Genomic DNA, 14,848 nt, shown 5'->3' with positions numbered 1-14,848 from the left:
GCCCGCACGCGGCGAACAACAAGCTCGCTGGCAGCCCATGGGCTGCCAGCGAGCTTGTCTACAGCACAGGCACAGCGCCCAGCGTCACGCGTGCTTGGCCCGCGAAGCCGCCCGAGCCCGATCCCGCTGGTCCAGCACCACCTTGCGGATACGGACGGCCTCCGGGGTCACCTCGACGCACTCGTCGTCGCGGCAGAACTCCAGCGACTGCTCCAGCGACAGCTTGCGCGGCGGCACGATGGACTCCGCGACATCGGCGGTCGACGACCGCATGTTGGTGAGCTTCTTCTCCTTGGTGATGTTCACGTCCATGTCGTCGCTCCGCGAGTTCTCGCCGACGATCATGCCCTCGTACACCTCGGTGCCCGGCTCGACGAAGAGCACGCCGCGCTCCTGGAGGTTCGTCATCGCGAACGCGGTCACGGCACCGGCGCGGTCGGCGACCAGCGAGCCGTTGTTACGCGTCTGCAGGGTGCCGAACCACGGCTCGTGGCCCTCGTGGATGGAGTGCGCGATACCCGTACCGCGGGTGTTCGTCAGGAACTCCGTACGGAAGCCGATCAGACCCCGGGACGGGACGACGAACTCCATGCGGACCCAGCCGGAGCCGTGGTTGGACATGTTGTCCATGCGGCCCTTGCGGATACCCATGAGCTGCGTGACCGCGCCCATGTGCTCCTCGGGCACGTCGATCGTCATGCGCTCGACCGGCTCGTAGACCTTGCCGTCGACCTCCTTGGTGACGACCTGCGGCTTGCCGACGGTCAGTTCGTAGCCCTCGCGGCGCATGGTCTCGACGAGGATGGCGAGCGCCAGCTCACCGCGGCCCTGCACCTCCCAGGCGTCCGGGCGCTCGGTGTCGAGGACGCGCAGCGAGACGTTGCCGATGAGCTCGCGGTCGAGGCGGTCCTTGACCTGGCGGGCGGTGACCTTGCGGTCCTTGACGGCCGCCTTCGCGTCGGCGCCCTTGCCGGTGCCGCCGCGGCCGACCAGCGGCGAGGTGTTCGTGCCGATGGTCATGGAGATCGCGGGCTCGTCGACCGTGATCAGCGGCAGCGCGACCGGGTTCTCCGGGTCGGCCAGCGTCTCGCCGATCATGATGTCGGAGATGCCGGCGACCGCGCAGATGTCGCCCGGGCCGGCCTTCTCGGCGGGCTTGCGGGTGAGCGCCTCGGTCATCAGCAGCTCGGCGATGCGGACGTTCTGGATCGAGCCGTCGCGCTTGATCCAGGCGACCGTCTGGCCCTTCTTCAGCTCGCCCTGCTCGACGCGGAGCAGCGCGATACGGCCGAGGAAGTTGTCGGCGTCAAGGTTGGTGACGTGGGCCTGGAGCGGCGCGTCCTCGTCGTACGACGGGGCCGGGATGGTGTCCAGGATCGTGGAGAAGAACGGCTCCAGGCTGTCGCTGTCGGCCGGGACGGTGCCGTCCTCCGGCTTGGTGAGCGACGCGATGCCGTCGCGGGCGCAGGCGTAGACGATCGGGAACTCGATCTGGTCCTCGTCGGCGTCCAGGTCCAGGAACAGGTCGTACGTCTCGTTGACGACCTCGTCGATACGGGAGTCCGGGCGGTCCGTCTTGTTGATGCAGAGGATCACCGGGAGGCGGGCGGCGAGGGCCTTGCGCAGCACGAAGCGGGTCTGCGGGAGCGGGCCCTCGGACGCGTCGACGAGGAGGACCACGCCGTCGACCATCGACAGGCCGCGCTCGACCTCGCCGCCGAAGTCGGCGTGGCCGGGGGTGTCGATGATGTTGATCGTGATGGGGTCCCCGCCGTCCTTCGGGTGGTATTTCACCGCGGTGTTCTTGGCGAGGATCGTGATGCCCTTCTCACGCTCCAGGTCGTTCGAGTCCATGACCCGGTCGTCGACCTGCTCGAGCTGGTGGGCGGCGAAGGCGCCGGCCTGCTTCAGCATGCCGTCGACGAGGGTGGTCTTGCCGTGGTCGACGTGGGCGACGATGGCGACGTTGCGGATGTCGTGACGCGTTGAGGTCACAGCCATGGTGCGGCGTACTCCCGGAGTGGTGAGGACGGCCTCGCGGACGTCTGCGTCCCGCGGGCCCTGCCGGGCTGGACACGCCACGGCCTCACCCCATGGTACGGGGCCCTCCGGGGTTGGGCTTCCTCGGGCCGATTGGGCGCCCCTGGCCTGCGCACAACGGTCGGCATCGGTCAGCGGGTCGGGCTGGCCTTCGGGGCGCCCGGGTGGACCCCCTCCTTCAGGTAACCCATGTCCTCGTAGACCGGGGTCTCGAAGCCGAAGGCGCCTGCGTTGGCGAGGTTGGGGCGGGCGGCCACCAGCTGGGGGCGCTGGTAGAGGGGGATGGAGCCGGCGGCGGCCCAGATGCGGGCGTCGGCCTGCTTCATCAGTGACGTCGCCTCCTTTTCGTCCAGCTCGGCGATCGCCTGGTCGAAGAGCTGGTCGATCTGGTCGGTGCCGACGCGCGTGTAGTTCTGCTCGATGCTCAGCGAGCCGTCCGCGGCGGGCACCGGCTTGGCGAAGATCGGCCGGTCGTCCGTCGCCGGGAAGGCGGTCGCGGGCCACGAGTACAGCGCGAGGTCGTACTGGCCGGACGCGACGTGGTCCTTGAAGTAGCTGTCGTCGGAGACCTTGGACGTCTCCGTGCGGATACCGATGCGCTCCAGCATCCGCGAGATCCGGTCGCCCACCGCGCGCAGCTGTTCCGATCCGGGGCCCGAGGGCAGTACGAAGCGGAGCGTCAGCGGCTTGCCGTCCTTGGCGAGCTGACCTGCGGCGGCACCGTCGGCCACGGCATCGGCCGGGGACGCCGAAGACCCGCTCGGCTTGGGGGCTGCCGTGCCCTTCGGCGCGTACGCCCCCGGGACGCCGCCTCCCCTGGCCTGCTGCCTGCCCTCCTGGCCGCGCGGAGCCTGCTGCTTCTCCCGGTCGGCCTCACGGGGAATGAGCAGGGCGTCCGCCTGGCGGACGAGCGCCGCCCGCTGGAGAGCGACGGCCGCGGCGGGCGCGAACACCGACCTGCCGCTGTCGCCGGGCTTGTCGTCCCTGCCGCTGTCACCCGGCTTGTCGTCCTCCTCGCCGACGATGTACACGCCGTCGTCGTCCTCGGCCGCGTCCTCCGGCCCACCGGCCTCGTCGGACCTCCCGGAGCCGTCGGAGGAGCCGGAGGAGCCGCCCGGCGCCCCGCCGGCGGGCTTCCCGGCAGTCCGGCCCTCGCTGCCCGCCGCGTTTCCGGTCCCCTTGTCCGTGCCGCCCGGCACCCAGCCTGCCTCCGCGAGCAGCGCCTGCGCCGCCTTCGTGTCCTGGCCCCCGATGGCCGCGCTGTTGTCGGCGTACGCGGCCTGACCGGCCAGTGCGAGATGGCTGCCGACCGGCTCGGCGGGCAGCCCGAGCGGTGTGAGGACGAGCCGGGCGAGTTCCTCGCGGTCGAGGGCGCGGGCCACGGCGCGGCGTACGCGTTCGTCGGCGAGCGGACCCTGGGCGCCGTTGAGGGCGAGCTGCGTGTAGGCGGGCTCCAGGGACTTGCGGAGGACGTAGTCGCGGAGGCCCGCCTGCTCATCGGCGTACTTCTCGACCGCCTCGCTGCGCTTCTCGCGTGCGAGCTTCTCGGCCTGGGCCGCCTGCTGGTCCGAGCCGTGCGCGATGGCCCAGGAGCGCAGCGCCTGGCCGGGACTGGTCGCGGCGGCGGGTCCGCTCAGGGCTGCCGCCTCGGGCCCCTCGGCGCCCTGGCCTCCCTCTGCTGCCTCGCCGCCCTCGGCTCCCTTGTCGCGGGCGGCGAGTGCGATGCGCTGGGCGTCGGCCGGCTCGACGTCGGCGAGGTCGAGCCGGCCCTCGGCGAGTGCGGCGGCCCGCTGATCGCGCGGCACGGCGCGCAGCACGATCGTGGAGAGCTTGGCCTGCCTGCCCCACCAGCGCGGGTTGCGCTCCAGCGTCACGTCGCCCGCCGCCCGGTCGATCTTGGTGAGGGTGAACGGCCCGGCACTGACCTTCAGCTTGGCCCTCGCACCGTCGTTGAAGGTGTCCGGCGTGCCCATGACGTCCTTCGGGTACAGCGGCGAGAACAGGGAGCGCCAGTCCGCGTACGGCTTCGCGAAGGTGACGCGTACCTCCAGGTCGCTGGCGCCGCGCTCGACCTTCTCGATCCGGTCGTATCCGGCGTTGCGCGCGGTCCAGTACGCGGTGTCCTTGCCGGACAGGGCGCGCCACTGGGCGGCGAAGTCGGCGGCGCCGATCTCGCGGCCGTCGCTCCACACCGCCTGCTGGTTGATCTTGTAGAGCACGACCTGCTTGGGTTCGCGCGCGACGATCTCGGCAGACTCGAGGAAGTCGGGGTTGCGCTGCGGGCGGCCCAGCTCGTCGAGCCGGAACAGGGACGGCAGGACGGCGCCGGCGATGCGCGACGTGGTCGCGTCGGCGTCGGCCTGGAAGGCGTTGAGCGTCTCGGGCAGGGTGTCGACGGCCCAGTTGAGGGTGCCGCCGTCGCTGATCAGCTCGCGTCCTGCCGGTGCGATGTCCTGCCCGGCGATCGGGCGGCTCGCCTTCCCGCTGTCGCCGCTGCAGCCGGTCAGGGCGGGCACGGCGAGCACTCCGGCCGCAACGAACGCGACACATCGCAGGACAGGGCGGCGCAGCCGGCCGCCGTCGAGAGACATCACTGGTACCTCCGGGGCTTGCGCGGCCGCCCGCCGCCGTCCGGGCCGGATCGGACCGGGACTGCTCAGGTTGTACGGAATGCTGTGCGGAATATGGAGCTGATCACACGTATCGCCCTACTTAAGTGGATCGTGCCGGTTTGTCGGTGGCGACACGACGGCGTGAGGCTCAACATCACCCGTGCGGCTGAAGTGGCAGCGGAGCCGAAGGAGGCCGATCGCGACTAGTGCAAAGGGCGAATATCCGTGTGACCAGTGAGGGTCCGCTGGGCCGATCGGGGGCGCATACGGGGCGCATGCGTGGCATGCGAGCCAGGAATCCGGCCGGATCCCTTCACAAGGCCAGATGTGACGCGCGACACTCGCAGGCGCGTGAGCGTTGCCACCGCAACCGCGGAAGTGAGGGCAAGTCATGTCCCTGCAGGACGATCTGACCGCCGTACAACGCTGCATCGACGACCTCGTCCGGTCCGTCGGCCGTCTCGAGCAGCACGCCGGGAGCAGCCTGGAGATCCGCCGGGTGCGCACGGACGCCGATCATCTGCGAGAGAGCGTCGCGCTCCTGCGCGAGGCCACCCCCGCCCTCCGGGCGCAGAAGAAACCCGAGCTCGTGGGCATCCCGGACACGCCGTACGACAGCGCGCTGTGGACGGACTCGGACGACGAGGGGCTGGGTGCCCGCGACCGGCGCGCTCCCTGATCGGTCTCGAGTCGGCGCGCACCGCCCACCGAGTCGTCCACAGTCCACAAAGGAGTGGAACTTCGTTGGCAACCGGGACAGAACCACAAATGAACAGCGGCGGCGTACGCGAAGGCACCCGCGCCGCCATCGCCGCCCCGCATCTGCGGACCGACCGCTGGTGGCTGGCGCCTGCCGCGACCGCGGCCGGGCTGCTGGCCTTCGTCGTCTACTCGACGTGGCGAGCCTTCGCGAACGCCGACTACTACGCGGCGCCCTACGTCTCGCCGTTCTACTCGCCCTGCCTGGCCGAGAACTGCGTGCCGATGCGCGCGGGCCCGAACTGGGAGATCTTCGGGAGCTGGTGGGGCCTGTCCCCCGCCCTGCTCATCCTGATCTTCCCGCTGGGCTTCCGGCTGACCTGCTACTACTACCGCAAGGCGTACTACCGGGGCTTCTGGGCGTCCCCGCCTGCCTGCGCCGTCGCCGAGCCGCACAAGAAGTACACGGGTGAGACCCGCTTCCCGCTGATCCTGCAGAACATCCACCGGTACTTCTTCTACGCGGCGCTGCCGGTCGCCGGGATCCTGACGTACGACACGGTCCTCGCCTTCCGCGACGAGAACTACGAGTGGGGCCACATGGGCCTCGGCACGCTCGTCTTCCTGGTCAACATCGTGCTGATCTGGGCGTACACCTTCTCCTGCCACTCCTGCCGGCACATCGTCGGCGGCAAGCTCAAGCACTTCTCCAAGCACCCCGTGCGCTACCGGCTGTGGCAGTGGGTGGGCAGGCTCAACGCCCGGCACATGCTGCTCGCGTGGACCTCGCTGGTGAGCGTCGCGCTCGCCGACTTCTACGTGTATCTGGTCGCCAGCGGCGCCTTCGACGATCCGAGGCTGTTCTGAAATGGAAGGTGCTTGATGTCCGAAGTGGAACGGCAGCAGTGGGACGTCGTGGTGGTGGGCGCCGGCGGCGCGGGGCTGCGGGCCGCGATCGAGGCGCGTGAACAGGGCGCTCGTACGGCAGTGATCTGCAAGTCGCTGTTCGGCAAGGCGCACACGGTGATGGCCGAAGGCGGCATCGCGGCGGCCATGGGCAACGTCAACGAGCGCGACAACTGGCAGGTCCACTTCCGCGACACGATGCGCGGCGGCAAGTTCCTCAACCAGTGGCGGATGGCCGAGCTGCACTCCCAGGAGGCCCCGGACCGGGTCTGGGAGCTGGAGACGTGGGGCGCGCTGTTCGACCGTACGAAGGACGGGCGGATCTCGCAGCGCAACTTCGGCGGGCACGAGTACCCGCGGCTCGCGCACGTCGGCGACCGCACGGGCCTGGAGCTGATCCGCACGCTCCAGCAGAAGATCGTGTCGCTGCAGCAGGAGGACAAGCGCGATTTCGGCGACTATGAGGCGCGGCTGAAGGTCTTCCAGGAGTGCACGGTGACGCGCGTCCTGAAGACTGTGCCGGACAGCGGCTCCGCCGCGGGTGACGGCCGCGTCTCGGGCGTCTTCTGCTACGACCGCGAGTCCGGGCGCTTCTTCGTCCTGGAGGCGCCCTCGGTGGTCGTGGCCACCGGCGGCATCGGCAAGTCCTTCAAGGTCACGTCGAACTCGTGGGAGTACACGGGTGACGGGCACGCGCTGGCGCTGCTCGCGGGGGCGCCGCTGCTGAACATGGAGTTCGTGCAGTTCCACCCGACCGGCATGGTCTGGCCGCCGTCGGTGAAGGGCATCCTCGTCACCGAGTCGGTGCGTGGCGACGGCGGTGTGCTGCGCAACTCCGAGGGCAAGCGGTTCATGTTCGACTACATCCCCGACGTCTTCAAGGACAAGTACGCCGAGTCGGAGGACGAGGCCGACCGCTGGTACGACGACCCGGACAACAACCGGCGCCCGCCCGAGCTGCTGCCGCGCGACGAGGTGGCGCGGGCCATCAACGCCGAGGTGAAGGAGGGACGCGGTTCACCGCACGGCGGGGTCTTCCTCGATGTGTCGACGCGTATGCCCGCCGAGGTGATCAAGCGCCGCCTGCCGTCGATGTACCACCAGTTCAAGGAGCTCGCGGACGTCGACATCACGGCCGAGGCGATGGAGGTCGGCCCGACCTGCCACTACGTGATGGGCGGCATCGCGGTCGACTCCGACACGGCGGCGGCCCGCGGAGTGCCCGGCCTGTACGCGGCTGGTGAGGTCGCGGGCGGCATGCACGGCTCCAACCGGCTCGGCGGCAACTCCCTCTCCGACCTGCTGGTCTTCGGACGGCGGGCGGGGCTGCACGCGGCGCAGTACGCGGCCGGGCTCACCGGGCGCCCCATCGTGGACGCCGAACAAGTGGACGCGGCGGCGGCCGAGGCGCTGCGCCCGTTCTCGGCGGAGGGCCCGACGCCCGGGGAGCCGCCCGAGAACCCGTACACCCTCCACCAGGAGCTCCAGCAGACGATGAACGACCTGGTCGGCATCATCCGCCGCGAGGCGGAGATGGAGCAGGCGCTGAGGAAGCTCGCGGAGCTGCGGGTCCGGGCGCGGCGGGCCGGGGTCGAGGGGCACCGCCAGTTCAACCCCGGCTGGCACCTGGCGCTCGACCTGCGCAACATGCTGCTGGTCAGCGAGTGCATCGCGAGGGCCGCGCTGGAGCGTACGGAGAGCCGCGGCGGCCATACCCGCGAGGACTACCCGACGATGGACCGCGAGTGGCGGCACATCAATCTGCTCTGCCGTCTCGCGGACCCGACGGGCGGTCTCGCGGCCACCGATCCGGTCCGCGGCCAGATCTCCCTGCAGCGGGAGACGACCGAGCCGATCCGACCCGACCTGCTCGCCTTGTTCGACAAGGAGGAGCTGGTCAAGTACCTCGCCGAAGAGGAGCTGTACGAATGAGTTCGTACGAGGCGCGATTCAAGGTGTGGCGGGGGGACGCCGAGGGCGGGGGGCTGGAGGACTTCAAGGTCGAGGTGAACGACGGCGAGGTGGTGCTCGACATCATCCACCGCCTCCAGGCGACCCAGGCCCCCGACCTCGCGGTCCGCTGGAACTGCAAGGCCGGCAAGTGCGGTTCGTGCAGCGCCGAGATCAACGGCCGGCCCCGGCTGATGTGCATGACCCGCATGTCCGTGTTCTCCCGGGAGGAGACCGTCACGGTGACGCCGCTGCGGGCGTTCCCGGTGGTACGGGACCTCGTGACGGACGTCGGGTTCAACTACGAGAAGGCGCGGGAGATCCCCTCGTTCGTGCCGCCCGCCGGGCTGGGCCCCGGCGAGTACCGGATGCAGCAGGAGGACGTCGACCGCTCGCAGGAGTTCCGCAAGTGCATCGAGTGCTTCCTGTGCCAGGACACCTGCCATGTGGTGCGCGACCACGAGGAGAACAAGGCGGCGTTCGCAGGGCCCCGCTCTCTGATGCGCGTCGCCGAACTGGACATGCACCCGCTGGACGCGGCCGAGCAGACCGGCATCGACCGCAAACGCACCGCCCAGGACGAGCACGGCCTCGGCTACTGCAACATCACCAAGTGCTGCACGGAGGTCTGCCCCGAGGGCATCAAGATCACGGACAACGCCCTGATCCCCTTGAAGGAGCGGGCGGTGGACCGGAAGTACGACCCACTGGTGTGGCTGGGGTCGAAGATCGGACGGCGATCACCGTGAGGCCATGAAGAACGAGGACAGTCTCGGCCGCTCCGGCCCGGCGCCCGCATCATGGCGCCGGGATGCCCGTCTCCGCAGGTCCCGCCCCAGCCCGGGGCGGGCCCGGTCGCGATAGGCCAGAAGCGGTCATACCCTCACAAACGTGACGCTTCCCCGGAGCCGGGACCGGTCGCACAGCGGCATACGCCCCCCGCACTCCCTGCGCCTCGCGTATGCCCTGCTCTGCGCGCTGGCGGCACTGTGCTGGCTCATCGCGCCCGCCTCCGGTGCCCGTGCCGACGACCCGATCACGCTGTCGCGGACCGGCCAGATCACCGACAGAGTCGACGCGCTCGGCGACCGCAAGGGCGACGTCGAGGCCGCACTGGAGAGTCTCGACAGCGAGCACGGCGTCCAGCTCTTCGTCGCCTACGTGCGTGACTTCTCCGGCCGCACCGCGCAGAGCTGGGCCGACGCGACCGCCCAGCGCAACGGCCTCGGCCTGAACGACGTACTGCTGGCCGTCGCCACGCACGACCGGCAGTACGCGTACTCCGTGGACCAGGACATGCGGCTGACCGACGCCGAGCTGCGGGACGTCGCGGGGACCGCCATCGAGCCGGCGCTGCGCCAGAACGACTGGGCGGGTGCCGCCATCGGGGCGGCGGACGGCATCGGCGCGGTCCTCTCGGGCCGGCCCGTGCCCACTCCGGCGATCACCCCGGGCGAGGCCGATCCCGGCGGCGCCGACGGCGAAGCCTTCATCGGTGACCTCTTGCTGCCGGTCGCGGCGCTCGGAGCCGCGGCCGCCCTCGCCGCGTACTCGTACACCCGGCGCAAGAAGCGCGTCCAGACCCGTACCACCCCGGGGGGCGGCTGGGGCGGGCGCACCACCCCCGGCGGCTGGGGCGGGCGCGGCGAGCAGGTCGTGCCCCTGCCCGAGCTCGATCAGCGGGCGAGGCAGCTGCTCGTCGAGACGGACGACGCGGTCCGCACCAGCACCGAGGAGCTCGGCTTCGCGACCGCCCAGTTCGGCGAAGAGGCGGCCGCGCCCTTCGGCGAGGCGCTCGCGTACGCGAAGGCGGAGCTGACAGCGGCCTTCCGGCTGCGGCAGCGGCTCGACGACGCGATCCCGGAGGACGACGCGACGAAGCGCCACATGCTGGACGAGATCATCGCGCGCTGCACGGAGGCCGATCGCCGGCTCGACGCGGAGGCCGAGGGCTTCGACCGCCTGCGGGCCCTGGAGCAGAACGCGCCGCAGGCGCTGGAGCACGCCGAGGCGAGGCTGCGGGACATCACCGGCCGCACCGACACCGCGCAGGCCACGCTCACCGCGCTCAGTACGCGGTATGCGCCCACCGCGGTCCTGCCCGTCAGGGGACACGTCGAGCAGGCCAAGGACCGGCTCGCCTTCGCGTCGACGCACATCGACCAGGCCCGCGATGCCGTCGGGGCGGGCTCGGGCGGCACGGCCGCGGTGCATCTGCGGGCCGCCGAGGGCGCCGTCGACCAGGCGGGCACGTTCGTGGACGCCGTCGACCGGCTGGCGAAGGAGCTCGCGGAGGCGGTGGGCAAGCTGCCCGGCGCGCTGATCGAGACCGAGACCGACCTGGCGGAGGCGCGGGGCATGCTCGAGGGCACCCCCGGGGGCATCTCCACCGCCGACCTGCACGGCCGTATCGCCCGCGCCGAGTCGGTCGTCGGCGAGGTGCGGACGCAGGTCGCCGCGGGCCGGTACGACCCCATCGACGCGCTGCGCCGCGTGGAGGAGGCCGACGCGGCCCTCGACGACGCCCTCGCGGGAGCGCGCGCCCGCGAGGTGAGCAACCAGAAGGCCCGCGCCCTGCTCGACCAGGCCCTGCTCACCGCGCGCAGTGCCGTGGGCGCCGCGTCGGACTTCATCACGACGCACCGGGCCGCGGTGGGCAGCGAGGCCAGGACGCGCCTCGCCGAGGCACAGCGGCACCTCGCGTGGGCGCAGGCCTCCGCGGCTGCCGACGGCACGGGCGGCGCGGGACCGGCAGCCGGAGCTTCCGCCGATCCCGCGGCCGCGCTCGCCGAGGCCCAGCGGGCGGACGCGATGGCCCGCGAGGCGCAGCAGCTGGCCGAGCGGGACGTGCGCATGTACGGCAATCCGTACGGCGGTCCGATGGGCGGCGGGCGCGGGGGCGGCGGCATGGGCGGTGCGGTGCTCGGCGGCATCCTGCTCGGGGGCATCCTCGGCGGTACGGGCCGTGGGACGAGTGGCGGGGGCGGCTTCGGCGGGGGACGCGGTGGCGGCTTCGGCGGGGGCTTCGGTGGAGGTTTCGGCGGGGGCGGCCCCGGCAGCTTCGGCGGCGGAGGGACCCGCGGGCGGAGGGGCGGGGGCGGCAGGTTCTGAGCGAGGCGATCCAAGCAACGCAACTCGGGGGAAAGCGAGAACGAGAGGCGGTCCCATGACCAAGCAGACGATCCTCGGCCGCGTCGCGCAGCTGGCGAAGGCGAACATCAATGCCCTGCTGGACCAGGCGGAAGACCCGCAGAAGATGCTCGACCAGCTGATCCGTGACTACAGCAGCAACATCAACGAGGCCGAGCAGGCGGTCGCGACCACCATCGGCAATCTGCGGCTGCTGGAGCAGGACCATCAGGAGGACGTGGAGGCGGCTGCCGAGTGGGGCAGAAAGGCACTGGCCGCCAGTAAGAAGGCGGACGAGCTGCGGTCCGCCGGTTCCGGCGCCGATGCCGACAAGTTCGACGGCCTCGCCAAGGTGGCGCTGCAGCGGCAGCTCCAGTCGGAGCGCGAGGCGAAGGACGCCGAACCGACGATCGCCACGCAACGGGAGGTCGTCGACAAACTGAAGTCCGGCCTCGACCAGATGAAGACCAAGCTGACGGAACTCCAGTCCAGGCGCGACCAGTTGGTGGCCCGCGCCAAGACGGCCCAGGCGCAGAACCAGATGCTGGACGCCGCCAAGAACATCAACGTGCTCGATCCGACGACCGAGTTGAGCCGCTTCGAGGAGAAGGTACGCCGCGAGGAGGCGAAGGCGCTCGGCAAGCAGGAACTCGCCGACTCCTCGCTGGACGCACAGTTCGAGCAGCTCGACAGCATGGGTGACGCGGCGGAGATCGAGGCCCGGCTGGCCGCGCTCAAAGCGCACGCGTGACCGTGCTCAGGCCAGAGCAGGATGAGCGGACCCAGCCTCGGACCAGGCCGGGCACCGCCCGGCCTCAGAACAGGCTGAGCAACGCCTCCGTAGGATCCGCGGGCCCCGAGTCCCCGTCCGGCAGCGGTAGTTCGAACCACACGGTCTTGCCGCGGTGCGTGCGCCGGGAGCCCCACGACGCGCTCAGCAGTCCGACGAGCTGCAGGCCGCGGCCGCCCTCGTCCGTGGCGCGCGCTCTGCGGCGGCGCGGCTGGACGAGTCCGGCGTCCCACACCTCGCACACGAGTGTGCGGTCGAGCAGCAGCCGGAGCCTGATCTCGCCCTCCCCGTAGCGCAGGGCGTTGGTGACGAGCTCGCTGACCAGCAGTTCGGTGGTGTCAACGAGAGGCTCGAGGTCCCAGGACAGCAGCTGGGCGCGGGCGTACTCGCGGGCCCGGCCGACGCTGCGCGGTTCGCGCGGCAGCGTCCAGTCGCCGACGGCGTCCGAGGGCAGGCCCTGGACGCGGGCCATGAGCAGCGCGACGTCGTCCTCGCCGTGGTGGGTGTCGAGGGTGCCGAGGACGTGGTCGCAGACGTCCTCGAGCTCCGGACCGGGATCGGCGAGCGCGCCGAGGAAGGCCTGCAGGCCCTCGTCCAGCGGATGGTCGCGGGACTCGACGAGCCCGTCGGTGTAGAGGGCGAGCAGCGCGCCTTCGGGGAGTTCGACCTCGACCTCCTCGAAGGGTTCGCCGCCGACGCCGAGCGGCATGCCCGGCGGTACGTCGAGCATGAGGGCCGGTTCGCCGGGCTCGACGAGGGCGGGCGGGAGGTGGCCGGCGTTGGCGAAGGTGCAGCGGCGGGTGACGGAGTCGTAGACCGCGTACACGCAGGTGGCGAGGTAGACCTCGGAGAGGTCCGCCTCCCGTGCGTGGCGTGCCACGCGCGTGGCCTGCCGGACGCCGCCGGGGGTGCCGAGACCGCGGGCGATCTCGTCGAGCTGGGACAGCACTTCGGCGGGTTCGAGGTCGAGCAGCGCCAGGGTGCGTACGGCCGTGCGGAGTTCGCCCATGGCGACGGCGGCGCGCAGGCCGCGGCCCATGACGTCGCCGACGACGAGGGCCGTGCGGTGGCCGGGCAGTTCGATGACGTCGAACCAGTCGCCGCCGACCTCGCTCGGCCGGCCTGTGGCACCGCTGCCGGGCAGATACCGGCAGGCGATCTCGAGGCCGGACGCCTCGGGGGCGCCCGGCGGGAGGAGGGAGCGCTGCAGGATCAGGGCGCGCTGGTGTTCGCGGCGGTAGAGGCGGGCGTTGTCGATGCAGACGGCGGCGCGCGCGGCGAGCTCCACGGCGAGGGCCCGGTCCCGTTCGCCGAAGGGTTCGCTGCCCTTCGTACGGGAGAACTGGGCGAGGCCGACGACGGTGTCGTGGGCGACCATCGGCACCGCGAGCGTGGACTGTATGAGGCTGCCGTCCTCAGCGGGCACCAGCTGGGGCCGGGCCGTCCGCAGGGCTTCGGCGGGGGCCGAGTTGAAGGGGTAGTGGTGGACCGCCCCTGCGGCGACGGGCGCGGGTGCGGCCATGTACGGCGTGTCGGCGACGGCGCTCGCGAAGGCGACGCGGCGCAGCGCGGCGCTGCCTCCGGCGGTCTCGGGCCGGGACGTACCCCAGCCGCCCGCCGGCGCCTCGTCGCCTTCGAGGAGGCCCTGGTAGAGGTCGACGGAGGCGAGGTCGCAGAAGCCGGGGACGGTGACGTCGAGGAGTTCGCGGGCGGTGGTCTCGAGGTCGAGGGAGTTGCCGATGCGGGCGCCGGCCTCGTTCAGCAGGGCGAGGTTGCGGCGGGCGTGGGCGGCCTCGCGGGCGGCGGCACGGCGGGCGGTGACGTCGGTGCCGAGCCAGGCGATCCCGATCGGTCTGCCCGTTCCGCTGTGCACGCGGTAGAGGTTGACGGACCAGTGGCGGCTCGCCGTGGAGCCGGGGACGGTGCCGGTGATCAGCATGTCGGTGACGGCCTCGCCGGTCTCCAGGACGCGGCGCAGCGTTGCGGCCACGCGGTCGGCCTCGGGGCGCGGCAGATAGTCGTGGACGCCTCGCCCGCGATGGTGGTCGACGTCGCCACCGAAGACCGTGGCGAAGCGCTTGTTGACCCGCCGAACCCGAAGATCCGTGTCGAGCAGCAGGAAGCCGAAAGGAGATTGGCCGAATATCGCCTGCGACGCGGCAAGATCGGTCTCGATGCGGCGGAGCGTCCGGACGTCGACGACGATGCAGACGGCGGCCTGCTCGCCGGACTCCGTCTCGGTCGGCATCACATAGACCTCGGCGATCCCGTCCGTACGGCCGGCGCGGCCGCTGCGGGTCCTACCTCCGGCACCGGCGACGCCGCCCGAACCGGACCTGCCGCCCGCACGGCCGCCCTCGCCCAGGGCGCTGTCGCCGTCCCGCTGCGCCGGCATCCGGAACGGGACGATGCCCGTCCACTCCCGGCCGTCGAGTATCTCGGCCATCTTGCGGCGACCGCTTTCCCGCAGGTCATCGGGTACGAAGGCCTCGATGGGGTCCTTGCCCACGGCCTCCCTGGCCGTCAGTCCGAACAGCTGCTCGGCGCGTCGGCTCCACTGGTCGATCAGGCCGTCAGGGCCGATCGAGAACGAGGCGACCTTGATGTAGTCGTAGATCGAACCGGGCGGACTGCTCTGCCATGTCGCGTCGCCCGACGGGTCCTCGGACGCCGTGGCCTTCGCTGGTATCTCGCTCACGCGAACCGTCCCCTCCAGCTCACC

Annotated in this window: 9 protein-coding genes; 6 read left to right on the top strand and 3 right to left on the bottom strand. The window is 71.5% G+C overall.

What is annotated here, in order from left to right:
- Nucleotides 1–84: 84 nt before the first annotated feature.
- Together typA and STSP_RS24575 are read right to left on the bottom strand one after the other, a co-directional pair.
- Entirely contained in the window at nucleotides 85–2,001 is a 1,917-nt protein-coding gene (gene typA, locus STSP_RS24580) for a translational GTPase TypA (RefSeq protein WP_067282177.1), read from the bottom strand.
- A gap of 170 nt (nucleotides 2,002–2,171) precedes the next feature.
- Complete coding sequence (locus STSP_RS24575) at nucleotides 2,172–4,631, bottom strand: ABC transporter family substrate-binding protein (RefSeq protein ID WP_067282175.1); 2,460 nt, start codon at nucleotides 4,629–4,631, stop codon at nucleotides 2,172–2,174.
- A 412-nt stretch (nucleotides 4,632–5,043) separates the two neighbouring features.
- On the opposite strand from STSP_RS24575, the gene STSP_RS24570 reads away from it, so the two are divergent.
- From STSP_RS24570 to STSP_RS24545, 6 genes are all read left to right on the top strand, one after another.
- Nucleotides 5,044–5,331 (top strand): hypothetical protein, encoded by a 288-nt coding sequence (locus STSP_RS24570; protein WP_067282173.1) that lies wholly within the window; start codon nucleotides 5,044–5,046, stop codon nucleotides 5,329–5,331.
- A gap of 65 nt (nucleotides 5,332–5,396) precedes the next feature.
- Nucleotides 5,397–6,218 (top strand): hypothetical protein, encoded by an 822-nt coding sequence (locus STSP_RS24565; protein ID WP_067282168.1) that lies wholly within the window; start codon nucleotides 5,397–5,399, stop codon nucleotides 6,216–6,218.
- A 15-nt stretch (nucleotides 6,219–6,233) separates the two neighbouring features.
- Nucleotides 6,234–8,189, top strand: a complete 1,956-nt coding sequence (locus STSP_RS24560; protein ID WP_067282165.1) for a fumarate reductase/succinate dehydrogenase flavoprotein subunit — start codon at nucleotides 6,234–6,236, stop codon at nucleotides 8,187–8,189.
- Nucleotides 8,186–8,956, top strand: a complete 771-nt coding sequence (locus STSP_RS24555) for a succinate dehydrogenase/fumarate reductase iron-sulfur subunit (protein ID WP_067282163.1) — start codon at nucleotides 8,186–8,188, stop codon at nucleotides 8,954–8,956. The genes STSP_RS24560 and STSP_RS24555 overlap by 4 nt, the downstream gene beginning before the upstream one ends.
- 199 nt (nucleotides 8,957–9,155) lie before the next feature.
- Entirely contained in the window at nucleotides 9,156–11,318 is a 2,163-nt protein-coding gene (locus tag STSP_RS24550) for a TPM domain-containing protein (protein ID WP_067282193.1), read from the top strand.
- 55 nt (nucleotides 11,319–11,373) lie between these two features.
- Nucleotides 11,374–12,087 carry a PspA/IM30 family protein gene (locus tag STSP_RS24545; RefSeq protein ID WP_067282161.1) on the top strand — a complete coding sequence of 238 codons (714 nt, stop codon included), beginning with the start codon at nucleotides 11,374–11,376 and terminating at the stop codon, nucleotides 12,085–12,087.
- 64 nt (nucleotides 12,088–12,151) lie between these two features.
- Here the strand turns inward: STSP_RS24545 and STSP_RS24540 are convergent, their stop codons facing one another.
- A complete protein-coding gene (locus STSP_RS24540; RefSeq protein ID WP_067282159.1) occupies nucleotides 12,152–14,824 on the bottom strand; it encodes a SpoIIE family protein phosphatase in 2,673 nt (890 codons plus the stop codon).
- Nucleotides 14,825–14,848: the final 24 nt, after the last annotated feature.

This window comes from Streptomyces jeddahensis (genome assembly GCF_001642995.1).
GTDB lineage: Bacteria > Actinomycetota > Actinomycetes > Streptomycetales > Streptomycetaceae > Streptomyces > Streptomyces jeddahensis.
This window is presented reverse-complemented; position numbering and strand designations above follow the sequence as displayed.